Source organism: Brachyspira innocens ATCC 29796 (genome assembly GCF_000384655.1).
GTDB classification, from domain to species: Bacteria; Spirochaetota; Brachyspiria; order Brachyspirales; family Brachyspiraceae; genus Brachyspira; species Brachyspira innocens.
The window spans coordinates 43,433-68,507 of record NZ_ARQI01000127.1 but is presented as its reverse complement, the minus strand read 5'-3'; the positions used below and the strand labels follow the sequence as shown (position 1 = coordinate 68,507).

The 25,075-nt window shown below is 28.5% G+C and carries 24 protein-coding genes; 13 read left to right on the top strand and 11 right to left on the bottom strand.

Going from position 1 to position 25,075, the window contains the following annotated elements:
- Positions 1-75 precede the first annotated feature (75 nt).
- The 10 genes from F811_RS0113315 (at position 76) to F811_RS0113270 (ending at position 10,746) form a co-directional block, all read left to right on the top strand.
- A complete protein-coding gene (locus F811_RS0113315) occupies positions 76-1,500 on the top strand; it encodes a PTS transporter subunit EIIC (RefSeq protein WP_020005732.1) in 1,425 nt (474 codons plus the stop codon).
- A gap of 144 nt (positions 1,501-1,644) precedes the next feature.
- Positions 1,645-3,135 (top strand): glycoside hydrolase family 32 protein, encoded by a 1,491-nt coding sequence (locus F811_RS0113310; protein ID WP_020005731.1) that lies wholly within the window; start codon positions 1,645-1,647, stop codon positions 3,133-3,135.
- A 72-nt stretch (positions 3,136-3,207) separates the two neighbouring features.
- Positions 3,208-3,672 carry a transcription elongation factor GreA gene (gene greA / locus F811_RS0113305; protein ID WP_020005730.1) on the top strand — a complete coding sequence of 155 codons (465 nt, stop codon included), beginning with the start codon at positions 3,208-3,210 and terminating at the stop codon, positions 3,670-3,672.
- Between the two features lie 177 nt (positions 3,673-3,849).
- Positions 3,850-5,343 (top strand): glycogen synthase GlgA, encoded by a 1,494-nt coding sequence (glgA, locus tag F811_RS0113300; RefSeq protein ID WP_020005729.1) that lies wholly within the window; start codon positions 3,850-3,852, stop codon positions 5,341-5,343.
- A 31-nt stretch (positions 5,344-5,374) separates the two neighbouring features.
- Positions 5,375-5,899, top strand: a complete 525-nt coding sequence (locus tag F811_RS0113295; RefSeq protein ID WP_020005728.1) for a DJ-1/PfpI family protein — start codon at positions 5,375-5,377, stop codon at positions 5,897-5,899.
- A gap of 195 nt (positions 5,900-6,094) precedes the next feature.
- Positions 6,095-6,892, top strand: a complete 798-nt coding sequence (locus tag F811_RS0113290; RefSeq protein ID WP_020005727.1) for a Cof-type HAD-IIB family hydrolase — start codon at positions 6,095-6,097, stop codon at positions 6,890-6,892.
- Between the two features lie 25 nt (positions 6,893-6,917).
- On the top strand, positions 6,918-7,703 hold the full coding sequence (locus F811_RS0113285; protein ID WP_020005726.1) for a Cof-type HAD-IIB family hydrolase: 786 nt from the start codon (positions 6,918-6,920) through the stop codon (positions 7,701-7,703).
- A gap of 78 nt (positions 7,704-7,781) precedes the next feature.
- The gene (locus tag F811_RS0113280; protein ID WP_020005725.1) at positions 7,782-9,068 is read left to right on the top strand and encodes a glucose-1-phosphate adenylyltransferase; all 1,287 of its coding nucleotides are present in this window, start codon (positions 7,782-7,784) and stop codon (positions 9,066-9,068) included.
- Positions 9,069-9,172: 104 nt separating this feature from the next.
- Complete coding sequence (locus F811_RS0113275; RefSeq protein WP_020005724.1) at positions 9,173-10,183, top strand: RluA family pseudouridine synthase; 1,011 nt, start codon at positions 9,173-9,175, stop codon at positions 10,181-10,183.
- A 131-nt stretch (positions 10,184-10,314) separates the two neighbouring features.
- Positions 10,315-10,746, top strand: coding sequence for a PepSY-like domain-containing protein (locus tag F811_RS0113270; protein WP_020005723.1), 432 nt, complete (start codon positions 10,315-10,317; stop codon positions 10,744-10,746).
- A gap of 130 nt (positions 10,747-10,876) precedes the next feature.
- Here F811_RS0113270 and F811_RS0113265 read toward each other — a convergent pair whose 3' ends face one another.
- Both F811_RS0113265 and F811_RS0113260 read right to left on the bottom strand, forming a co-directional pair.
- Positions 10,877-12,112 carry a dicarboxylate/amino acid:cation symporter gene (locus tag F811_RS0113265; RefSeq protein ID WP_020005722.1) on the bottom strand — a complete coding sequence of 412 codons (1,236 nt, stop codon included), beginning with the start codon at positions 12,110-12,112 and terminating at the stop codon, positions 10,877-10,879.
- 17 nt (positions 12,113-12,129) lie between these two features.
- Positions 12,130-13,329: a MalY/PatB family protein gene (locus F811_RS0113260; RefSeq protein ID WP_020005721.1), complete on the bottom strand. Its 1,200-nt coding sequence runs from the start codon at positions 13,327-13,329 to the stop codon at positions 12,130-12,132.
- Between the two features lie 184 nt (positions 13,330-13,513).
- On the opposite strand from F811_RS0113260, the gene F811_RS0113255 reads away from it, so the two are divergent.
- Positions 13,514-14,182: a helix-turn-helix transcriptional regulator gene (locus F811_RS0113255; protein WP_020005720.1), complete on the top strand. Its 669-nt coding sequence runs from the start codon at positions 13,514-13,516 to the stop codon at positions 14,180-14,182.
- Positions 14,183-14,389: 207 nt separating this feature from the next.
- Here the strand turns inward: F811_RS0113255 and F811_RS0113250 are convergent, their stop codons facing one another.
- The 6 genes from F811_RS0113250 to F811_RS0113225 all read right to left on the bottom strand — a co-directional run bounded on the left by F811_RS0113250 (position 14,390) and on the right by F811_RS0113225 (position 20,618).
- Positions 14,390-15,151 (bottom strand): DUF4253 domain-containing protein, encoded by a 762-nt coding sequence (locus F811_RS0113250; RefSeq protein WP_020005719.1) that lies wholly within the window; start codon positions 15,149-15,151, stop codon positions 14,390-14,392.
- A gap of 70 nt (positions 15,152-15,221) precedes the next feature.
- The gene (locus F811_RS0113245; RefSeq protein ID WP_020005718.1) at positions 15,222-16,838 is read right to left on the bottom strand and encodes a peptide ABC transporter substrate-binding protein; all 1,617 of its coding nucleotides are present in this window, start codon (positions 16,836-16,838) and stop codon (positions 15,222-15,224) included.
- 185 nt (positions 16,839-17,023) lie between these two features.
- A complete protein-coding gene (locus tag F811_RS0113240; protein ID WP_020005717.1) occupies positions 17,024-17,326 on the bottom strand; it encodes a nucleotidyltransferase family protein in 303 nt (100 codons plus the stop codon).
- Complete coding sequence (locus tag F811_RS0113235; RefSeq protein WP_020005716.1) at positions 17,323-17,766, bottom strand: HI0074 family nucleotidyltransferase substrate-binding subunit; 444 nt, start codon at positions 17,764-17,766, stop codon at positions 17,323-17,325. Before F811_RS0113235 ends, F811_RS0113240 begins: the two co-directional genes overlap by 4 nt.
- Positions 17,767-17,823: 57 nt before the next feature.
- Positions 17,824-19,014, bottom strand: a complete 1,191-nt coding sequence (locus tag F811_RS0113230) for an acetate/propionate family kinase (protein WP_020005715.1) — start codon at positions 19,012-19,014, stop codon at positions 17,824-17,826.
- A gap of 362 nt (positions 19,015-19,376) precedes the next feature.
- Positions 19,377-20,618 (bottom strand): hypothetical protein, encoded by a 1,242-nt coding sequence (locus F811_RS0113225; RefSeq protein WP_020005714.1) that lies wholly within the window; start codon positions 20,616-20,618, stop codon positions 19,377-19,379.
- Positions 20,619-20,908: 290 nt separating this feature from the next.
- Between F811_RS0113225 and F811_RS0113220 the strand changes: the two genes are divergently transcribed.
- Together F811_RS0113220 and F811_RS0113215 are read left to right on the top strand one after the other, a co-directional pair.
- The gene (locus tag F811_RS0113220) at positions 20,909-21,682 is read left to right on the top strand and encodes a CAP domain-containing protein (protein ID WP_020005713.1); all 774 of its coding nucleotides are present in this window, start codon (positions 20,909-20,911) and stop codon (positions 21,680-21,682) included.
- Between the two features lie 36 nt (positions 21,683-21,718).
- Positions 21,719-22,126 (top strand): ExbD/TolR family protein, encoded by a 408-nt coding sequence (locus F811_RS0113215; protein WP_020005712.1) that lies wholly within the window; start codon positions 21,719-21,721, stop codon positions 22,124-22,126.
- Here the strand turns inward: F811_RS0113215 and F811_RS0113210 are convergent, their stop codons facing one another.
- From F811_RS0113210 to rfbA, 3 genes are read right to left on the bottom strand one after another with little or no spacing between them, the layout of a single operon-like run.
- Complete coding sequence (locus F811_RS0113210; RefSeq protein ID WP_020005711.1) at positions 22,127-23,104, bottom strand: rhamnan synthesis F family protein; 978 nt, start codon at positions 23,102-23,104, stop codon at positions 22,127-22,129. It abuts the gene before it with no gap.
- A 26-nt stretch (positions 23,105-23,130) separates the two neighbouring features.
- Positions 23,131-24,189: a dTDP-glucose 4,6-dehydratase gene (rfbB, locus tag F811_RS0113205; protein WP_020005710.1), complete on the bottom strand. Its 1,059-nt coding sequence runs from the start codon at positions 24,187-24,189 to the stop codon at positions 23,131-23,133.
- A 13-nt stretch (positions 24,190-24,202) separates the two neighbouring features.
- Positions 24,203-25,066 carry a glucose-1-phosphate thymidylyltransferase RfbA gene (gene rfbA / locus F811_RS0113200; RefSeq protein WP_020005709.1) on the bottom strand — a complete coding sequence of 288 codons (864 nt, stop codon included), beginning with the start codon at positions 25,064-25,066 and terminating at the stop codon, positions 24,203-24,205.
- Positions 25,067-25,075: the final 9 nt, after the last annotated feature.

Sequence of the window (25,075 nt, the reverse complement as noted above, 5' to 3'; positions counted from 1 at the left end):
ATACTAAAATAATGTTAAAATCAACGCTAATGTAACCGATAACATATACAAAATCATAATAACGGGGTTTTTATTATGGCTATAGATTATAAAAAAACTGCTGAAGAAATAGTAAAAGTAGTAAAAAGAGAAAATATTATTTCCGCAGAATGCTGTGCTACAAGATTAAGACTTATAGTAAAAGACAGAGAAAGCATAAAAGATTCTGATGTACAAAAAATAGACGGTGTTAAGGGTGTATTTTTTAATTCAGATCAATATCAGATAATACTCGGTACTGGAGTAGTTAATAAAGTTTATGATGAAGTTGTAAAATTAGGTATTACTGCCGCTTCTCAGAAAAATGATGATAAAGATGTGAAAAAAACTGATGATAAAAATAAATTCAGAAAATTCATACGTGTATTTGCTGATGTATTTGTACCAATAATGCCTGCTATGATAGCAACTGGTTTATTTTTGGGGCTTAAAGGTGCATTGATTAATGACAGTTTCCTAGGATTATTTAATCTGCAAGTTTCTAATATACCTGTTTCTGTTATGACATTTATGAGTGTATTAACAGAAACCACTTTTGCTTTTTTGCCTGCTTTAGTGTGCTGGTCTGCATTTAGGGTATTCGGAGGATCCCCTATTTTGGGTATATTGTTGGGCTTAATGCTTGTCTCTCCTGCTTTGCCTAATGCTTATTTAGTTGCAAATCCAGACAGCGGTGTTAAACCTATAATGTTATTCGGATTTATACCTATAGTCGGATATCAGGGCAGTATACTCCCAGCACTTATTGCAGGTATGATAGGTTCAAAACTAGAGTTAAAGTTAAGAAAAGTAATACCAAACATCATTGATATATTGGCTACTCCATTTTTAACATTGCTTATAATGTTATTATTATCTTTGGCTGTAATAGGACCTATATTTCATACAGTAGAACAATGGATATTAATAGCCATAAACTTCTCATTATCTCTTCCTTTTGGTTTGGGAGGATTGATAATAGGATTTGGAATAATATTTATAGTAGTTACTGGTGTTCACCATATAATGAACTTAATAGAAATATCTCTTCTTGCTGCTACATCATTAAACCCTATTAACCCTCTTTTAAGTGTTGCTAATTTAGCTGCTGGGGCTGCTTGTCTTGCTGTTACATTAAAAACAAGAAGAAAAAGCGTAAAAGCTATGGGTTATGGTGCTACTTTATCAGCTTGGCTTGGTATTACTGAGCCTGCAATATTCGGTATTAATATAAGATACGGAATAAAACCTATGGTATGCGGTGCTATTGCCTCTGGTATTACTGGTTTGATTGTAAGATTATTAAATTTACAAGGTACTGCTAATGGAGTTACTGGTATACCTGGTATATTGCTTTACATATATGATACCAAACAATTAATAGGCTATATTTCTGTAGCAATACTAACAATAGTTTTATCTTTTGCTATTACTTGGTTCTTCGGAGTACCTAAAGAGTATATGCAGGAAGATGACGAATAAGAAATTACATATATAGATAATTTATACATAAATCCAATAAAAATTATTTGTTCTGCTTAATATCATGTGTATGAAAATATGCATGATATTAAGTATTTATTAAAAAATGATAAAAAATAAAAAACATAAAAGAGGAATTCAATAATGAATCTAGTAAGTAAGATTTTTAAAGAAGCTATAATACAAAAAGAAAATGAATACTTAAAAAAAAACATAAAAGATGAATGGAGACTGAATTTTCATATAATGCCTCCAGTAGGCTGGCTTAACGATCCTAACGGATTATCATACTTTAAGGGAATATACAATATATTCTTCCAATATTCACCATTTGAAACAGAAGGCGGATTAAAATTTTGGGGACATTATCAAACCAAAGATTTAATCAATTATAAATATGTGGGAGTTTCTATATATCCAGATGAAAAATACGATTGTCATGGTGTGTATTCTGGTTCTGCATTCATAGAAGATGATAAACTATATATTTATTATACTGGAAATGTAAAACTCTTAGGCAAGCATGACTATATAGAAAGCGGAAGAGAAGCTAATACCATGCTTACAGTTTCTGAAGATGGTATTAATTTCTCCGAGAAAGAATGCCTTATGGAAATGAAAGACTATCCAAAAGATATAACCAATCATATAAGAGACCCTAAAGTATTTAAATATGATGATATATATTATATGGTTCAAGGTGCTAGGAAATACGGCATTGACAGAAATAATGATATAGGCGAAGTTCTTGTATTTTCTTCTAAAGATAAAAGAAAATGGACACATACAAGCACTATACATACAAAAGATATTTTTGGGTATATGTGGGAATGTCCAGACTTGTTTAATTTAGACGGTCAGGATATTTTAATAACATGTCCTCAGGGTGTAAAACAAGTTGAAAGCATATACGAAAATATATACCTTTCTGGATATTTTTTAATTAATGATGATTATAAAAATAAAGAATCTATTGAAGTTAATAATTTTACCGTATTAGACAGAGGTTTTGATTTTTATGCTCCTCAGACATTTTTAGATGAAAATGGAAATAGAGTTATTATAGGCTGGATGGGAGTTCCAGATACAGAAGATGATCATAAAAATTTAACAGTTCAATACGGCTGGCAGCACTGTCTTACAATACCAAGAGAACTTAATTTCAAAAACGGAAAACTATACCAAAAACCTCATAGAAATTTAGAAAAATTAAGAGAGAAAAAAATATTTGAAAATAAATACTCTAATAATACATTATCAGATAATTTAATTTCTAATGATATTAATTCTTATGAAGTTATAATTGATAATATAAAAATTGATAATAACACAAAGAACTTTGAAATTCTTATTTCAGAAGGCCTCTGTTCAAAATATAAAGATAATAAGTTTATATTAGAGTTTGTAGAAGATACTGGTAAAACAATAGGCGGAGGCAGAAATAAAAGAAGTGCCTATTTAGAAGAGCTTAAAAATATTAGAATAATGGCAGATACTTCATCTTTAGAAATATTTATTAATGACGGAGAATTAGCATTCACTACTAGGTATTATCCATTAGAATACTCTTTTAAAATCCTAGGAGAAATGAATATAACTATATATAAACTTTCTAGTTTTAAGTTTAATCCTTAATCTTTTTATTTGTAAATATTTAAAAATAGTTTATAATATCAAGATTATTATAATATTTAAGGATATTAAATTATGGCAAAACCAATAACAAAAGAAGGATATGACAAAGTAAAGGCAAAACTAGCTGAACTTAAAGCAGAGTTTGAAACTTTACCAGCTATTATTGCAGAGGCAAGAGAAAAAGGCGATTTAAAAGAAAATGCTGAGTATCATGCTGCAAAAGAAAGACAAGGATTATTAAATGCTCAGATATCAAAGCTTGAAGGGGATTTAGCAGGATGTGAAATAATAGACCCTTCTTCTTTAGATAAAAATACTGTAACTTTTGGAAAAAGAGTAAAGGTAAAAGATAAAAACAGAAATGCTGTTTTTGAATACAGAATAGTAGGCGAATTAGAAGCTGATATGAGTAAAAATGAAATAACTATAGTAACTCCTATTGCTAAAGGCTTATTAGCAAAAAAAGTGGGCGATGTAGTTACTATAAAAGTACCTGCTGGTGATAAAGTTTTAGAGATATTAGAAATTAATATATAATTTTATTATAAACATTCATTTTTATAAAGAATTCTATTGATTTTTAATAAATTGATAGAATTCTTTTATTTTTATCAAACTTTTTAATGTAATAATATTCTAACAATAATAATTTTACTTGAAGTTTTTAAATAAAGTTATATATTTAAAATATATTCCAAAGTTTAGGAGTTTATTATGTCAAAAATGAAAGTTATGATAGCATCTTCAGAAGCTGCCCCATTTATAAAAACAGGAGGACTTGCCGATGTTGTTGGTTCTTTACCTATATATCTAAAAAAATTAGGTGTAGAAGCATGTGTAGTACTTCCAAAATACAGAGATATTAATTTTCAGGACTGCTACCTAGAAAATGTTCTTCCAACTATGGGAGTATGGATGGGTAACGGAGAGGAATGGTGTTCTGTATTTAAGACAGTAAAAGATGGAATAGATTTTTATTTTATAGAGCATCATAGTTTTTTCAGCAGAGAAGGACTTTATCATGATGCTTCTTTTAATGATTATCAGGATAATGCTTGGAGATTCGGATTTTTCTCAAGAGCAGCTTTACAGTTATGCAAAGATTTGCAGCTTAATGTGGATGTTGTGCATGCCAATGACTGGCAGACTGCAGCAATTCCAGCTTATATAAAGACTTGGCACTGGAATGACCCAGTAGGACATGCCGCAAGTCTTCTTACAATACATAATGCAAATTATCAGGGTATATACAGTGCAAATACAACATACGACTATTTAGGTTTAGGCTGGAACAATTTTAGTCCAGACACTTTTGAAGATCATGGCAATATCAATTTCCTTAAAGGCGGTATATTCTTTGCAGATGTAGTTACAACAGTAAGCCCTACTTATGCCAAAGAAATTTCTTCTCCTTATGGCGGTCATGGTATGGCTCCTTATTTACAAAATAAAACTACAAGTTTCTTTGGAATACTTAATGGTATTGACGAAAATGTTTGGTCACCTGAAAAAGATAAATTTATACCTGCTAATTATTCTGCTGATAAAATGGAAGGTAAAAAAATATGCAAAAAAGAACTTCAAAAGAGATTTCTTCTTGAAGAAGATGATGATGTTGTATTAATAGGTGCTATCGGCAGATTTGTTGATCAAAAAGGATATCACTTTATAGCTTCTATAATAGATCCTTTAGTTAATAATATGAAAGTTCAGTTCTGCATACTAGGTACTGGAGACAAGGGATTGGAAAGTTTCTTCGGTGATTTGCCTAAAAGATATCCGGGCAGAGTTGGCTCTTATATAGGATACAGTAATGAATTATCTCACTTAATAGAAGCAGGATGCGATTTGTTTGTAATGCCTTCTTTATTTGAGCCTTGCGGACTTAATCAGATGTATTCTTTAAGATATGGTACTTTACCTATTGTACATGCTACTGGAGGACTTGAAGATACAGTTGAAAATTATAATGAACAGACTGGAGAAGGTACTGGTTTTAAATTCTATGATTCTAACCCTTCAGCATTGTATAATACTATAGGCTGGGCTGTAAGTGTTTATTATGATCATAGAGACAGATTTAATCAAATGCAGCAAAGAGGAATGAAAATAGATAACTCTTGGGAAAAAAGTGCTAAAGAATATGTTAAAGCATATGAACTTGCTATTTTAAACAAAAACAACTATGACAAAAATTGCGGTTTATAAAAATAATATTAATAACTGGAGAAATTAATTAATGGGAAAAACTAATAATATTTTATATGTAATGTCTGGTCAGAATTTTCAAGATGAGGAATATTTTGAAAGCAAGAAAATTTTTGAAAGTGCTGGATATAAAACAGAAGTATCATCTACATTTATAGGTACTGCTCAGGGAAAATTGGGAGGTATTACTAATATAGATTTACTATTTAGTGAGGTTGATGCTGTAGAATTTGATGCTGTTGTATTTGTAGGAGGTATAGGCTGTATTACTTTATGGGACGATTGGCGTACTCAGGGGCTTGCTAAATTATTTTTGGATAATCAAAAGATAGTTGCAGGTATAGGTAGCGGAGTTGTTATTATGGCTAATGCTAAAATATTAGAGGGAATTAATGTTAGCTGTCTGCCTGCCGATGAATCGCATGTAAGACATGGTAATGCTAATATAATGTCTGAAAATGTTGTTGTATCTGGAAATATAGTTACTGCAAATGGACCTGCATCTTCTAAAGATTTTGCTAATGCTGTTGTTGGAGTATTAAACAGTTTATCTTAAATAATATTCTGCCATTTTTATAAAAGACCTAAATAATTTTAGGTCTTTTATTTTATAATCAATTTTATTTTAATAATCAAAAAAATAATTGTTAAATAAATTTAATATATTTTATTCCTAAAAAATATTTGAAAAACTTTTTCTCTTGTATTATAATATTTCTCGAAAAAATAAATAATATGATGGGTTATTACAATGATAAAAGCAGTATTTTTTGATATAGACGGTACTTTAGTTAGTTTTAATACACACAAAATATCTGAACTATCTAAAAAAGCTATTAGAGAACTTAGAGAAAAAGGTATAAAAATTTTTATAGCAAGCGGCAGAGCTTTATTTCAAATAGATAATTTAGATGATTTAGAGTTTGATGGATTTATATTACTTAACGGATGCAGTTGTATAGTTAAAGAAAATAACAGTATGAAAGAAATATATAAAGTTTCAATAAATAAAGATGATTTATTTTCTTTGATGAACTATCTTAATAATGACAGATTTCCTTGCACTGTTATAACAACCGATAACATATTTCTCAATTATGCTGATGATGTTATCAATATGCTTTATGGTATGGCTAATGTAAAAGTTCCAAAAACTATAGATTTTAATGAATATATAAAAAATAATTATGAAAAAATTGTTCAGCTTAATATATTTGTAGATGAGAATAAAGAAAAATATTTAATGGACAACATACTAAAAAACAGCATATCAAGCAGATGGCATTTTTCATTTGCTGATGTTAATCCTAAAGGCGGCGGAAAAGATATAGGGATAGATAAGATTATAGAGCATTATAAAATAGACTTATCCGAAACAATGGCTTTCGGAGACGGAGGAAATGATTTAGGAATGATTAAGCATGCCGCTATAGGTGTAGCTATGGGAAATGCTAATGATAATGTAAAAGAAGCAGCTGACTATATTACAGAAAGTGTTGATGATGAAGGGGTTTATAAAGCACTTAAGCATTTTAATTTAATAGATTAGTTATATAATTTAAGGATTTTTTATTATGATAAAAGCAGTATTTTTTGATATAGACGGTACTTTGGTTAGTTTTAATACGCATAAAGTTTCAGATTCTTCAAAAGAAGCTATAAGACAATTAAAAGATAAAGGAATAAAAATATTTATAGCAACTGGAAGAATAAAAAAGCATATAAATAATTTGGATAATTTAGAGTTTGACGGCTATATAACAGCAAATGGTTTTGACTGCTATATAGGAGAAAAGTCCATTTACAGACATTCTATAGCAAGAGAGGAAATTTATTCTTTAATAGATTATCTAAAAAATAAAGAAAAGTTCCCCTGCTCTATTATGATGAATAGCGGAATATTTATTAATTATGTTACAAAAGAAGTAGAAGAAGTTTCAAAATCAATAAACCTCCCAATACCTGCTGTAGACAATTATTATGAGTTTTTAGAACAAAATATAGATGATATTTTGCAGATAAATTTATTTGTAGATGAAAAAAAAGAAAAAGAACTTATGAAAAATATATTCAAAAACTGCGAATCCAGCAGATGGCACCCAGCTTTTACTGATGTTAATACCAAAGGCGGCGGAAAGCATATAGGAATGGATAAGATTATAGAACATTATAAAATAGATATATCTGAAACTATGGCTTTCGGGGACGGAGGTAACGATATCACTATGATAGAGCATTCTGCTATAGGTGTAGCTATGGGTAATGCCAATAAAGAAGTAAAACTTGTGGCTGACTATATTACTGATGATGTTGATAATGACGGTATTTATAATGCCTTAAAACATTTTAATATATTGTAAAATCTTGAAAAGTTATATTTTTTTTACTATACTTATAATATATGAATTTTTAGTATAAAACAAATATTGGAGTTTTTTATGAGAGCATTTAATACTGTTGCCTTGATACTCGGAGGAGGAAGGGGAACAAGACTTTATCCATTAGTAAAAGCACGCTCTAAACCTGCAGTATCTTTAGGCGGTCAATACAGAATGATAGACATACCAGTATCCAACTGTATTAACAGCGGATTTAGAAATATTTATGTAATTACACAATTTAATAGTGCTTCTTTAAACAATCACATATACAATGCTTATAGATTCGATAACTTCTCTGGCGGTCATGTAAGTATACTTGCAGCTGAGCAGACTGATACTAATATAGACTGGTATCAAGGTACTGCTGATGCTGTTAGAAAAAATCTTGCTCACTTTGACAATGAATTTGTTAATAATGTTGTTATACTTTCAGGCGACCAAGTTTACCGTATGAATTATAATGTTATGCTTCAGCATATGCTAGAAACTGGTGCCGATATAGTAGTAGGTACTGTTCCAGTAGTAAGAGAAGATGCTAAAGGTTTTGGTGTTATGCTTGTTAATAAAAGAGGTCAAATCACCAATTTCCATGAAAAACCTAAAGAAGATGAAGCCCTTGATGCTTTAAAACTAAGCGAAGAACAAAAGAAAATGTTTAACATAGAAGACCCTAATAAAGAATATTTGGCTTCTATGGGTATTTATGTATTCAGACACAGCGTACTTAAAGAACTTTTAGCCGATGTATCTATGATAGATTTTGGTAAAGATATAATACCTGAAGCTATTAAAAAATATAAAGTTTACAGCTATGCATTCCAAGGATATTGGGAAGATGTAGGAACTATTAAGGCATATTTTGAGGCTAATATATCTTTTGGAAGTAAAAATCCTCCATTTGATTTTTATGATGAAAATGCCCCTATATATACTCATGTACGCTACTTATCACCTTCAAAAGTTGAAAAAGCAAATGTAACTTCAAGTATAATAGCTGATGGATGCAGAATAGAGAATGCAACTATTAAAGAATGTGTAATAGGTGTACGTTCTGTTGTTCAAAGCGGCTCTACTTTGGAAAGAGTTGTTATGATGGGAAGTGACTATTATGAAGACAATGATGATATTGAAAGACTTAATGTGCGTCATATCCCTAAAATAGGTATAGGTAAAAAATGCACTCTTAAAAATGTAATAATAGATAAAAATGTTAGAATAGGAAATGATGTTGTTATTACCAATAAAAAGAAAATACAGCATCAGGACAGTGAATTTTACTGTATAAGAGACGGTATAGTAATAATTCCAAAAAATACAATAGTAAAAAGCGGTACAATAATATAAAAGTTTGTTTAAAGTTTGTTTGTTGCGGGCGGGGCTTAATTCTAGCTTCTGCCCGTTTTTATAATGTTTTGACAGAATATTATTTTTTAAGTATAATAAATAATATGAAAAAAGCTAAAAATAAATTGCATTTAAACACAGAAGACATATACCAAAAATCTGTTGTAAGAAAATGCCGTATAGAAGAAAATATTGATTATAGTATAAGATTAGATAAATATATGGGCGATAGATTTTCTTATTATTCAAGAAATAAATGGCAGGATTTAATAGGACAAGGTTTGGTACTTTTAAACGGAAGAAAAGTAAAATATACTAGAACTGTAAACAAAGGTGATGAAATAGAGTACCATATTATAGGAATGAAAGAACCTGAAGTTGATAAAAATGTTACTATCATATATGATGATGGAGATCTAATAATAGCAAATAAACCAGCTAATCTTCCAGTCATACCATCTGGTAAATATTATCATAATACACTTCATACCATTGTCAAACAAATGCTTAATTGCAATATAAACATGTTAAATAGAATAGACAGAGAAACAAGCGGCTGTGTTGTTATGTCAAGAGGACATGAAACAGCATCTAAATTCTGTGCTATGATTGCAAGGAGAAAAAATACTAAAAAGAAAATAAAAAAAACTTATATTGCTGTAGTAGAAAATGCTCAGAATATTGAAGATAATTTTATAGTAGAAGGATATATGCTTGAAAGCGGACATAAATATTACAGACGTTTTCAAACTTTGCATAAAGAAAATATAGAAGGTTCAAAATATTCAAAAACTGCATTCAAAACTATCAAACGTTTTGGTGATTATGCTGTTGTTATGGCAAGATTATATACTGGAAGAATGCATCAGATTAGGGTTCATCTTTATTCAAAAAATCTTTATATGGTTGGGGATAAAATATACGGGAAATATGGTCCAAAAGTTTTTGATGATTTTATAGAAAAAGATATTATACCTGAGGGATTTTTTCATAGACAGGCTTTGCATGCTTATAGTTTGGAGTTTAATCACCCTATTACTGATAAATTAATAAAAGTGAAAGCTCCTCTAGCAAAAGATTTAAGAGAATTTATAAAAAAGATAAAAAATATATAACAAAAATAAAATTTTATGTAAAAAATAGTAAAATAATTGTAAATAAACTTGACAATTATTGAAAAAATGCTATACTTATAATTGTAAAGATAATTTACAGACTATAAATAACAAATTAAGGAGAGTAACTCATGAAAAAATTATCTATTTTATTTTTATCATTAATGGTATTATCAGCTTCAAGTCTTTTTGCTGATGACTGGGTAGTTCCACCTTCTGCTTTACCTGCAAATGCTACATCATTTATACAGAGAGTATTTCCTGGTGTTCAGATATGGAAAGTGGAAAGAGACGGAAGAAAATTTGACGTTAAATTATCAAACGGAGTATCTATAGACTTTTTAGGAAATGGTGATTGGGAAAATATAGACAGTGAATATGCTCCTATACCAGATGCTGCTTTTCCACCTGCTGTTGTGCAGGCTGTAAAAAATGCTTATCCTCAGGCTGCTATAATAGATGCTGAAAAAGAATGGGGAAACTACAAAATAAAATTAAATAATATGATGGAAGTTATGGTATCAGGCAATGGTCAAATTATGGGACAAAAATTTGACGACTAATTTTAATCTATTATAAATTAAATAAGCGGCCAAGATATTAATTAATCTTAAGCCGCTTTTTTAATAACTTTTTATAGGATATATTATAAAAGTAAACACATAAAAAATAATAGCAATAAATATTTATTTCTTAATTAGAGCCATTAATAGCATGTTTAAACCAATCTTTTCCTTCAACTATTCTTGAAACTAACATACCAGCCACATTATCACCAACAGAATTAACCATAGTAGCAGGAGGGTCAACTAGTATACCAATAGTAGCTATTAGAGGGAAAGCCTCTGGAGGAAAACCGTATATAGAAACTATTAACATTTCACTGATAAGTCCTCCGCCCGGTATTGCACCGTTAGCCATACCAGCAAGCACTACAAATACTATAGAACCAACCCAAACATCAATACCTGTAAAATTCATTCCAAATACACCGTAAAGAAAAGCTATTTTTAAGATTCCGCTCAAACAAGTTCCGTCCATATGAGCAGTTGCACCTATAGGTAAAACTATATTTCTAACATCTTCACTTATTCCTATTTTTTCAGATGCTTCCAAGTTTATAGGAAGTGTAGCAATAGAACTTTGAGTTGATAATGATGTTATCATAGGAGTTATCAAATGCTTCATAGATTTTACACCATATTTTCCAGCGGCAATATAACCGTATATAGGGAAGAAAATAATAAAATATAAAAATGCAGCAGGATAATAAACCGCACATGCTCTGGCATAAGTACCTATCAATTCTGGTCCGAACTTTCCTACTAAATTGGCAAAATAAGCACCCAAACCTATAGGAGCATAATACATTATAATACTTACCAATTTCATCAATGCCAATGTAGCACCGTCAATAACAGCAACAAGTGGTTTGGCTTTTTCTCCTACTAGCTTTATAGAAAAACCAAAGAATAAAGAAAATACTATAAGAGGAAGCATGTTGCTTATAGAAAGCAAATCTTTAAAATCTGTAACTGTTATCATTTTTACCAACTGTTCTGATACTTTAGGAGGATTAGGCTCTTCTACCTGAGTTATAGGAATTTGGAAACCTTCAGCTGGATTAAATACTCTTACTGTAATTATCATTATAGTTGCGGCAATAAGTCCAGTAATAATAAACACTACAAACATTGAAGCCACTATTTTTCCTAATCTTTTCATATCGTCCATCTGAATGATAGAGTTGGTAATAGATAAAAATATTAAAGGAACAACTACTGTGAAAAGTATATTAATAAAAACATCCCCAAAAGGTTTTAATACGGCAGCTTTTTCCTTTAGTATTATACCCAATATACTTCCGATTACTACTCCAGAAACTAAAAGTATAGGAAATCTGTAATTTTTCCAGAAAGAACTTTTCATATTATGCCTCCTATTTTTTATTTATAATTTTTATTTTTTAATTGTGAAGATACTTTATTTACAAACTCTTCTATATATTTAAAATCAGTTGCCACATTAACTCTTATAAATCCCTTACAATTATCAGAAAACCATTCACCAAAATCTATAGCTATTTTACAGTCATCTTGTATAAACTCTTTTACTCTATCTGGATTAACAACTTTTCTTAAATCTATAAAAGGCAAATAAGTACCTTCCAAAGGGCTTGTTATTATTTCTGGAACTTTTGCTTTTAATTCATCTCTTATATATTCATAATTGCGTCTTATTGTTTTTAAAAGTCCGTCAACCCAATCTTCTCCGTATCTGTATGCTGCTTCTGCTGCTACCATACCAAGTAAACTTAATTCTGTTCTATTAACCGTATTTACAAATTTATTATATTTTTCTCTCATTTTCTCATCTGGTATAACTATATGAGAGTTTAAAAGACATGCCAAATTAAATGTTTTTGAAGGAGAAGTTAAAACAACTAATCTGTCCATATATTTATCTTTATTTTTTATAGAAAGTGCTGAAATAAAAGGACGATAACCCAAATTTATATCTTGGTGAATTTCATCAGAAACAATATACACATTATGTCTTTTACATATATCAAAAGTTTTATCTATTTCTTCATCAGTCCATACCCTTCCAGCCGGATTATGAGGATTGCAGAATATCATTAATTTTACATTATTTTTTACTATATCATCTTCTAACTTTTCAAAATCTATAGAAAATACTCCGTTATCATTTTTTAGCTCGCATTTAATCAAATTTCTTTCATTATCTTTAACTGCATTATGAAAAGGATAATAAACAGGAGTAAGTATTACTACACTGTCGCCTTTATTTGTATATGCATTAACTAGCCAATATAATGCTGTTACAAGTCCAGTTGAAAAATTTATCCATTCTTCTTTTAAGTCTATATTATATCTTTTCTTCTGCCAGTTAAAAAATGCTTCAAAATAACTGTCCCACAAAACAGTATATCCAAAAACCCCATGATTTACTCTCTTGTTTAAAGCCTCTATTACTTCATCAGGAGCTCTGAATTCCATATCTGCCACCCACATAGGTATAAGTCCGCCTACTTTAAATCTCCTGTCCTTTATTGTGTCCCATTTTTGAGAGTTTGTACCTTCTCTGTTTACTAAATACTTGCTGTTAAATTCTTCTATTGTCATAAAATATTCCTTAATTAAATATATCAATATATATAATATAGTATATACAAATAGTTTATACTGTCAACAAAATTTGATAGTTTATATATTATTTTTATATTTTATCATAAAAACGTATGGCATATTTGTTTTTTATATAATTATAAGATATAATACATTTAATAATAATTAATGGGGTAATTTTATGGATAATTATACTAAGTCTGGTTCTGTAGTATTAGATGATACGGATAGAGCTATAATACAATCATATGAAAATGCTGTAAAAGGAATAGCAAATATATTTGGAACATATTGCGAGGTATTAGTTCATTCATTAGATAATTATGAACATGCTGTTTTATTCATAGAAAACGGGCATAATTCTTCAAGAGATGTAGGAGCTCCAATAACCGATTTAGCTTTAGAGCTCATAAATTCAGTACATAAAGATAAAAAATTTTTAGAATCTTATGAATCAAAATTTCCAAATGGAGACAGATGCAAATCCGTTACAATACCTATAAAAAATAAAGACAAATTAATCGGCTTACTATGCATCAATATAAATATGGAAGTAAGTCTCATAGATTTTATGAAACAATTTTCTATAAATAAAAATGAAAGTGAAGAACATACTCATTCTGAAAACTATAGTTCAAATATTGATGATATGATAAAATCTATACTTAATAAAAATATTAATGATATAATACTTGATATGTCGATACCAAATCAGGAAAAAAATAAACAGATCATATTAAAACTTCATAAAATAGGATTTTTTCAATTAAAAGGTTCTGTGGAAGCATTAGCTGAAAAACTTCATATTTCAGTTCATACAGTTTATTCAAATATAAGAAAATATACATAAAATATATCAAACTTGTTTTAAAACTTATTCATATTATTTTTAATTTAGTGAATTATATATGTTTTTTAATATTTGAAGAATACAAAATATCTTCAAACAAATATAGTTATAGTCATTGAAAAAACTGGATTTTAAAAGCTTAAATATATAATTTAAAAAATTACAAAATATATATGTCAATATGTTTTAAAACAAGTATATTAAATATTAATCCCACCAAAAATACCAAACATTAGATTTTAATAATGTGCCTGCCAATTTTCCATGATCATAATTTTCGCTGTATTGATCAATCCTATCCAAACAAAAATAATAATGTTCTATAGCAAGCTCTCTAGCCTCTTCTTCTGTATTAGGAAGTTTTTGAACAAAAATCTCCCAAGTATCATATCCTACTACTGCAGGATAAGCATTATATTTTTCATACCAATATTTGAAAATAGCTGTCTGTGTCTCTGGGTTAGGACAATCATTAAAGCCTCCCATAGGGATATAACATGCCAATTCATAAGGATTAAGAGTAGGAATTTTTGCTAATATTAAATCAACAGTACTTTTAGTTTCATAATCATAATATGAACCAAAACTATCAAATACTTCAAATCCACCTTCTATAGGGGCATTGAATGATTTGTTTATCTCTTCAATATATTCTTTATCCTCATAAATATCTTCTATATTTTGATTTAAATATTTTTTATAGTCTATATACTTTGACTTTTCTATATACTCATTTATTAATTTTCTTGAATCTTCTATATCGCAGTCATTATCTTCCAAAAAACACTCTATTGCCTCAGTAAGCACCTCACTTGGTATTATAATTAAAGGGGTATATCCTTCTTTTTTTCCTTTTTCAAGATTTTCTTTATACCAATTCATTATATCAGTATCATCTTCAAGTCCGCCCTCAAGTATCTCATAATCGCATTTTAGAAAATCTGTTATAAACTTAATATCTTCATTCATATGTATTCTCTATTATCATTTTTATATAAAAACACTATGTAATTATAATTGTAAAAAATTATAATATAATTTACTCTGACATATATGCCTTACTAAAATTATATATTCCAAATATATCATAAATCACATCATTAAGATTTTTACTTTGCATAACAGTACCAGAATAATAGAATATAGGTATAATAGCCATATCGTCCATAGCTATGCTTTCGGCTTTATGCAGATATTCGCTTCGCTCTAAATCACTTTGAGAGAATGCCGCATCATACAATGCCTTATCAAATTCAGCATTACTATATCTTCCCTCATTAAGAACATAACCTGTTTTTACCAAAGATAAAAATGCCTGAGGACTGTTATATCCGCCTATCCAGCCCTGTCTAGCCATATCAAAATTTCCATCTCTTCTAGTCTGAAGCAGTACAGCCCATTCTTCCTGCCTTATTACCATATCTATATTAAGTGCCTCTTTAAGCATAGACTGCACACTTTCTGCAATAGTTACATGAAATCCGGGATTAGTTAAAAATTCAAATACTGGAAAACCCTCACCATTAGGATATCCAGCCTCTGCAAGCAAAGCCCTAGCCTCTTCAACATTTTTCTGATAATCTTCACTATTAACAGAAAAATATCCGTCTTTTTGATATCTGAAATCATTAGTACCATAAACATCTTTTATATTATAAGGTACTATAGCAGCTGCAGGTTTCTCTCCAGCATTCATTATATTATTTACTATATATTCCCTATCTATAGCTAAAGAAATAGCTTTCCTCACTCTAGCATCATTAAAAGGTGCTTTTTTATGATTAACTTCATAAAAATAAAGTGATACATTAGGAACTACCCTAGCAACTCCATCTTCAATAAGTTTTGCTCTGTCATTAATAGGGGCATTATGATAAAAAGAGATCTCTCCGTTTAAAATTGCAGACATTGCTGTATTATCATTATCTATAAACTCAAAATTTATTATATCAGGCTTAATCTCTTTATAATTCCAATAATCAGTATTTTTTCGTACTACTAATCTTGAATTATGTTCCCATCGTACAATCTGAAAAGCTCCGTTGCCAACCATAGTATCCGTTTTTAAAGTCCAGCCGTCTTCATCTTGACTTACAATATCTTCACGCAAAGGTGTATATGCAGTATGAGCCGCCATCTCTGGAAAATATGGTACTGGATATTCTAACTCTACATATAAAGTTTTATCATCTAATGCCTTAACTGCTAATGTATCTTTATCTTTATTTTCCATCATAATATCGCTTGCATTCTTTATAACATCTAAAAGTATAGAATACGATGCTCCGTTTTTAGGATCAACTATTCTTTTCCAAGCATAAACAAAGTCATCTGCAGTTACGTCCATTCCATCGCACCATTTAGCATTGCTTCTAATATTAAATATATATATTGTGTTATTATTTGATGATGTCCAGCTTTCAGCAGCACCTGGTATTATATTGCCATTTTCATCTTTAATTGTGAGATTTTCAAATAAATGCGTTGTATATATCATGGCATCTACTGCTGAGTTTATAGTAGGATCTATTGTCTGGGGTTCTGGACCTACAGAAACTGTTATTTCATTTAAAATATTTTTAGGTTCTTTACCGCAAGATACAGAAAAACAAATTATTATAAATAAAAAAACAGTGATTAATATATTCTTTCTCATAAAATCATATTCCCAACTTAAAATTATTATTTTTTATTATTGCTAATAAAAATTGTTCGCTAAAAATATATAGCAAATGAATTTGCTATATGCTCACAATTTTTATAATTGGCTTTATAATATTAAAAATTATTATTTTTTAATATCGAAAAAAAATATGATTAACTAATTAAAATATTTTAATTTTAGATAGTTTCATATATTAATACTTTTTCATTATCTATAATGCTCTTAAAACTATTATCTACAGTATTATAATCAATGATATCAGCAATATAAATTAAATCACTTTCCTCAAAATCATCTTTTATTCTTGACATCTCATTTAATGATAATTTGGTATTAATATCTATAACTATATCAATATCTGAAAATTTTTTATTTGTACCTTTTACTCTTGAACCAAATAAATATACTTTTCCGTATTTTATATGTTTTTTTAGAATATCTTTGATAATTTGAATTTCATTTTCAGTTAGGCTAATCATTCATTATTTTCCTCTAAACGTTTTAAAAGATATTTGGCATAAGGTAAAAATGCTACTGCTTCATTAATTACTTCCATAGAAACTTCATTTGAATAAATATGAGAAGTAGAATTTCTAGCATCTTTAAATCTTATCCATTTTTCAACATCATCTATAAGTAAATGTTTAGCTGCCAATCTGAATAATTCTTTTTTAGTTATGCCGCTAGTTATGTCTGGATTTATATTCTCATTGAGCCATCTTTGTATAAATTTCCAACTTTGTTCAAAAGCTATTTCAAAGTTCTTTATTACTCCAGATCTTATTGTAAGTATTAAATCTTCATCATCTGTTTTAATTCTATTATATACATTGATTGATTTTTCTAATGCCACTATAGATTTTTTCAGACTATCTAAATTTAATATCATAAAAAACCTTAAAAATAGGGCATCTTTCATAATAAAAGATACCCTATCAATTTTAATATTTATTATTTATATTTTTATAAACAAAAATTATTTCAATGCTATATTATAAGTATCCATAGCTATAGCTTTTTCTTCATCAGTAGCTATAACATAAAGTTTAATAGCAGCACCGTCTTTTTCAAAACTAGCACATCCTCTAGCTTTAGAGTTTTTATCAGCATCGCATTTAATACCAAGCTCATCTAAACCTTCAAGTATTCTTCCTCTAATGCTGGCACTATTTTCACCTATACCGCCAGTAAATACAATACCGTCAAGATGACCAAGAGCAGCCATATAAGCACCTATGTATTTTTTTACTCTGTAGCAGAACATTTGTATAGCAAGTTCAGCTTTATGATTGGTTTTAGAAGCCTCTTCCAAGTTTCTCATATCATTGCTTACTCCAGAAACTCCTAAAAGTCCGCTTTTTTTATTTAAAATATTATCCATTTCTTTTGGAGATAAATTTTCTTTAGCCATAACAAAAGTAGCAACAGCAGGATCCATATCTCCAGATCTAGTACCCATTACTAAACCTTCTAATGGAGTTAAACCCATACTTGTATCTACTGATTCTCCGTTTTTTACAGCAGTTACACTTGCACCATTACCTAAATGGCAAACTATAACATTAGCATTAGGTTTGTTTACAGCTTTGCAGAACTCTCCGTAAACATATCTATGTGAAGTACCATGGAAACCATAACGGCGTATTTTATATTTATCATACCATTCATGAGGAACAGCATACATATAGGCATATTCTGGTATTGTTTGATGGAAACTAGTATCAAAAACAGCAACCATTTTTACATCTTTTAATATTTCTTTACAAGCAGCTATACCCTGCAAACCAGCTGGATTATGTAAAGGAGCTATATCACAGCATGCTTCTATAGCTTTTATAGCTTCATCTGTAATCAAAGTACTTTTGCTGAATGATTCTCCTCCATGTACAACTCTGTGACCTACACCTGATATTTCGCTCATATCAGATATAACGCCAACTTCCTTATCTGTTAGAAGAGAGAAAATCAAAGACATACCTGCTTTATGGTCAGCAACTTTTTGTTCCAATTTTTTTTCTTTGCCTTTTTCTACAGCTGTGTGTTTTAATGCACTTGTTTCTTCGCCTATCTTTTCTAAAAGACCTTTAGCTAAAACTTTTGCTTCCGGCATAGCAAATAATTGATATTTAATGCTAGAACTGCCTGAATTAATTACCAATACGTTCATATAATGACTCCATAGTTTTTAATAATTATAATTTGAGCTTATTATAACATAATGTATATATTTATCAATGAATTTTTATTTTATTGCATTAATTAAATATAACAAAAAATACAATAAAAAGCATTTAAAAGTTTAAAAAATTATTAATAGTTTTTAATTTGTAATTTTTTAATTATAGTTTTGTCTTTTAAAATCACATACTAGATATACAAAAACCATACAAACTTTTAAATTTAAAAAATTAATTTTTAAGAAATTATAGTTGTTCATAATAAAATAAAAAGACTTTAAATATTATAAATATCTAAAGTCTTATTATATTATTTTATTATTTACTTTCTAAACGAAGAAATAATATATCATTAATATTTCTTAACATTTCCGTCTTTATCAAACAATATATTTCTATATTTAGGAACATACGGCTTACTGCTTTGAGAAGATGATTTATACTGCATAGCATTTATACTATTTGGTATTTGTATATTTACTGCACTTGGACTATCTCCTACATATGTATCTTTATTTAAAGCTATTTCAATATTAGAATTTAATTTTCTTGTAGACAAATTATTATCGCTAATACTTCCCAAAGTTCCATAATAAACAACCAAAGCACCCGGATATAATGCCACTGTTTCACCAGAATGTCTCAAAACTGGATTTACACCAGATACCTGATAACTAAATACTCCTTCCATCCAGTTCAATAATAATTCTTCCCAGCTGCTTGCTATACCTCTGCTAGAAACTGAACTAATAACTTTATTATAATCATTAACCTGAGATGAAGAGGCTATATCTCTAAATACAGTTTTATCATTTCCGCTTGCACTATAAAGCCAATTCATAAACACAGAAGCTGAAGGATAATTTGCAAATACATTTATAGGAAGCTCCCAAGTATAAAAACAGTAATATCCTCCCATAGAATTAAATTCATCTATTCTTGAAGAAGTTGTTGTAGGGCTATACAATATAGAAGTAGATTCTGAAAGTGACTCATTTAGCCATAAGTCCATAGATCTTCCTTTGTTTATATCATTAACATTAAAATTAATTAAATGCTGAAGCTCATGGAGTATTGTACCAGACATTATTTCAGGATAATTATTAACATAATTTAAGTCCATATATAATATTTCTGCATCATTAAAATAACCTGATAATAAATCTGCTCCATAAAAATAACCTAATGTAACAGTAGACGCTCCTGCAGGATTCATAGAAAATAGCAAAATATTTATTTTACCATTCCTATCAACATCTGTATGATTTCCATATATACTTACTAAATCACTATAATATTTATTAAAATCAGATCCTATTTTTGACACAGAACTCCTTTGTACATTAGCTCCGTTTTCCACATAGATTGCCAAATTATCGGATTCTGCATATACTCTAAATATTTTTGTTTCTGTTCTATTATTTTCATTTATAACCTTGAATACTTTCATAGAAGAACTATATTCATCATAGTAAGTTAATACTCCGTCATCATATACAGCATTATTATAATCTCCACCAAGTATACTGCTCACAACCCCGCATGAGTTTAAAAATATAATAGAAAAAATAAACAATATAATATATTTCCTCACAATCCCTCCAATAAAAATAAGATAAAACTTTACATAATATAATACATTATAAATATAAAAAATCAATTCGTAAATATTTCATACATACTAAAATTTGTATTTTTATACATGTAAAATTAAAAATATATGGTATAATTTTTATTATAAATTTTATCTATAATAAATATATATCTATTATTACTCATTTTATTATTTTTTATCTTTTATTTTTTACAATGTTGCTGTAAAATAGCATTTATATAATAAAGATATATTTTTTATAAAAAAATAATCAAATTGGAGATTACAAAATGAAAAAGTTAAGTTTAGTAGTAATATTTATATTTTTATCAACTTTAATACTTAGTGCCGACACAATAGAAGATGAAGTATTCAGATTAATTAATTTAGAAAGAAGCAAAGTATCTCTCCCTCCTCTTCCTAATAATCAAAGACTTCACTCTTTAGCTTTATACCATGCTGATAATATGGCCAAAAATAAATTTTTCAGCAATATAGATTTAGACGGATTAGATTCCAAAGCAAGACAAGTAAAATTATATCCAGAAATGGTTGGAAATATAAGCGAGAGTTTTGGAAAATTAGATGTTATACCTTTCACAGATAAAAAAGCAGCTGAAAGTATAGTGAAAAATTTAATGGCTTCGCCAGACAGCAAAAAAAATATATTAGATAAAAATTTTAATGCTATAGGAGTAGGATCTGTAAAAAGAGGTGTGGGAGTATACGTTACTGTAACATTTGCTGATATAGTTGCTGAGTCTGTTGATTTTACACCTACTGCCAAATATGAAGATGATATCACTGTGAAATACAGAATATTAAATGGTGCTGCTTTTACTGATTTTAAAATTGCAGTTGAAATGGCTGATAAAGAAGCACGCATTACTGGAGATGACGGAAAAACTTATATAGGAAATGTTATATATGATGTTAAAGATATGGGAAACAGTATATTAGGAAGAACTTTTAAAGCTGAATATGGAAAAGGAGATTATAAAATTTCTATACTATATAAAGGTCAGCATTTTTTAAGCAATGTAAGAACTATAACTGTAGAATAAATATTCAAATAAATATCTTTAAACGGAAAATTATAAATGAAGTTCAGAAGAAGATTTGATATAAAAAGCGGAATAGATTTAACCCCCATGATAGATATAGTATTTAATTTACTTATATTTTTCATGGTGGGTACTACTATCATAGAAACTCCTCAAATAGAGATAAGTCTGCCAAAATCTACTTCAGCTGTAGGTGCTGAAAAAAACGAAACTATAATAATAAGCATATCCAAAGATGGCAAGCAGTATATCAACGGATATGAAGTAGAAAATCTTGATAATAACCTTAAAGAATTAGCAAGTACAGAAGGAGAACTGGAAAAGCCTGTAGAAATACGCTCTGACGAAGATGTAAGAACTCAGGTTTTAATATCAGTAATAGACAGTGTAAAAAATGCTGGGTTTACAAGATTAAGCATAGCAACTGAAACTAAGCAGGAATAATTATAAATCTAATAAAAAATTAAAATCTTTCTTCTTTCTATAAACTAATGATTTAGGTAAAAAAATAGTTATTTTCATTTTATTAAAAATAGTAAAAACTATTTTATATCTCATATTATTGTAGGCTGCATTTATATTAAATATTTTATTACCAAAGCAGATATTATTTTTAAAAATACAAGCATATCTTATTTTTACTGTTCTATTTAAATTGTTGCATATAAGGCTTATATCATAAGAATGCTTAATATAACTAATAATATTTTTAATATAATCTATATAATATCCATCAATGGAATAATATTTCATTCTTCCAACTTTTAAAAACGGGAACCCATACATAATTGTTTTAATCACATTAGTATAAACTAAATCATTCCAATCATTTTCATTTTCTTTTATAGAAGAATCTAAAAATGATGACATACTGCATCCATGTTCTTTGAATAATACACTCATACCTATCTCATATTTTTTTACAATATCAATTTTAGACAATTCTTTTTTTATAGAACGAATAAAATATTCATACCAATTTGATAAAAAAACTTTTTGTTTCATTGAAACAAAATAACTTTGTAAATGCTCTTCATAACCTTCACATTTTAAAAATTTAAACATACCCCAAACATCAGTATTTTTACCTTCCATATTTTCTACTATTTCTTGGAAATTAAAAAAAGGGCCATAACAAGAATCATTACAAAGTATTAAATAGTCATAGTTTTTTAATATATTATTTTCTTTAGCGTATAAATATCCTCTTTTATAAGAGCCAAAATCATATTCTTCATGCCTGCCATTTATTATATGTATACAATAATCAGATATTTTTTCTAATTCACTATCAAGCATATTGCAATCAGATACATAAATTATATCTGCTATTTTTTTAAGTTCTTTTATATAATAAACAACATAATCATCTACTATACCGTCTTTATCATACCCAGCAAATATAGCTATTCTTTTTTTCATAATCATATCTCACATATATTATTATTTTACTTAGATGAATAATTTAATTCTATCCATTTTTGGTATTCGCCGCTTTTGACATCATATACCCATTCTTTATTATTTAAATACCAATCTATAGTTATATCGATAGCAGTATTAAAATCATATTGTCTTTGCCAGCCTAATTCTTTTTTTATTTTATCGCAGTTAATGGCATATCTCCTGTCATGGCCTGCTCTATCTTTCACAAACTTTATTAACTTTTTATAATAATCTTTATCTTTATTCATTTTATAAGCTAATTTTTCGCATAAAATATTTACCATATCAATATTGGTAATTTCATTTTCTCCGCCAATATTATAAGTCTCACCTACTCTGCCATTATGTATAATATCAAATACAGCATTATTATGATCTTCAACAAATATCCAGTCTCTTATATTCTTACCATCTCCATAAACAGGCAAATCTTTTTCTTCAATAATATTTGATATCATAAGCGGTATTAATTTTTCAGGGAATTGATACGGTCCGTAATTATTGCTGCAATTAGATATTGTAACAGGTAAATTATAAGTATGATAATATGCTTTTACAATATGATCGCTTGAAGCCTTTGAAGCAGAGTAAGGGCTTCTAGGATCATATGCTGTTGTTTCATAAAAATAACCAGTATCTGATAATGAACCGTAAACTTCATCTGTACTTATATGATGAAAAAGTTTTCCGTCTGAATTATCCTTCCATAAATTACGTGCAGCTTCTAATAATGTAAATGTACCAATAATATTAGTATCTATAAAATTTTTAGGACCGAATATTGAACGATCAACATGACTTTCTGCTGCAAAATGCACTATACAGTCTGGTTTATACTTTTCAAATATACTATTAACTTTTTTAGCATCACAAATATTTACTCTCTCAAAAAAGTATCTATCTTTATTTTCTATATCTATTAAATTTTTTATATTACCAGCATAAGTTAAGGCATCTATATTGATAATTTTATAATTAGTTTTATCAAAAATATATTTAATAAAATTAGTGCCTATAAAACCGCATCCGCCAGTTACCAAAACAGTATCAAACTTTCTCATACATTCTCCATAACTATTTTATTAAATTAAATAAATAATTTCCATATTCTGTATTTTTTAATCTAAAAGCAATTTTATCAATATCTTCTTTATTAATCCATTCGTTATTATAAGCTATCTCTTCAAGACAGGCAATCTGCATACCTTCAACATTTTCAACTGATGAAACAAACTCAGAAGCTCTTAATAAACTATCTCTAGTACCAGTATCAAGCCAAGCAAATCCTCTTCCTAATACCTCAACTTTTAATTTCTTATTTTCTAAATAAACTTTATTAACATCAGTTATCTCTAATTCTCCTCTGGAAGATGGTTTTATATTTTTAGCTATATTAATTACATCATTATCATAAAAATAAAGGCCTGTAACAGCATAAGGCGATTTTGGATTTTTAGGTTTTTCTTCTATTGAAATAGCATTATTATTTTCATCTATCTCTACAATACCAAAACGTTCTGGATCTTTAACTCTATAAGCAAATATAACAGCTCCATCATTAATTTTAGAACTTCTTTCTAATATATGAGTAAAACTTTGTCCAAAAAATATATTATCTCCAAGTATCATAGAAACATTATCTTTAGATATAAAATATTTACCTATAATAAATGCCTCAGCAAGTCCATTAGGTTCCTTTTGTATAGCATATTCTATATTAATACCCCATTGACTGCCGTCCTGTAATAATCTTTTGAAAAGAGGCGTATCGTTTTCAGTTGAAATTACAAGTATATCCCTAATTCCAGCAAGCATCAAAACAGATAAAGGATAATATATCATAGGCTTATCATATACAGGTAATAACTGTTTTGATATAACATTTGTCATAGGATAAAGCCTTGTACCGCTTCCTCCCGCTAACACTATTCCTTTCATAAAAACTCC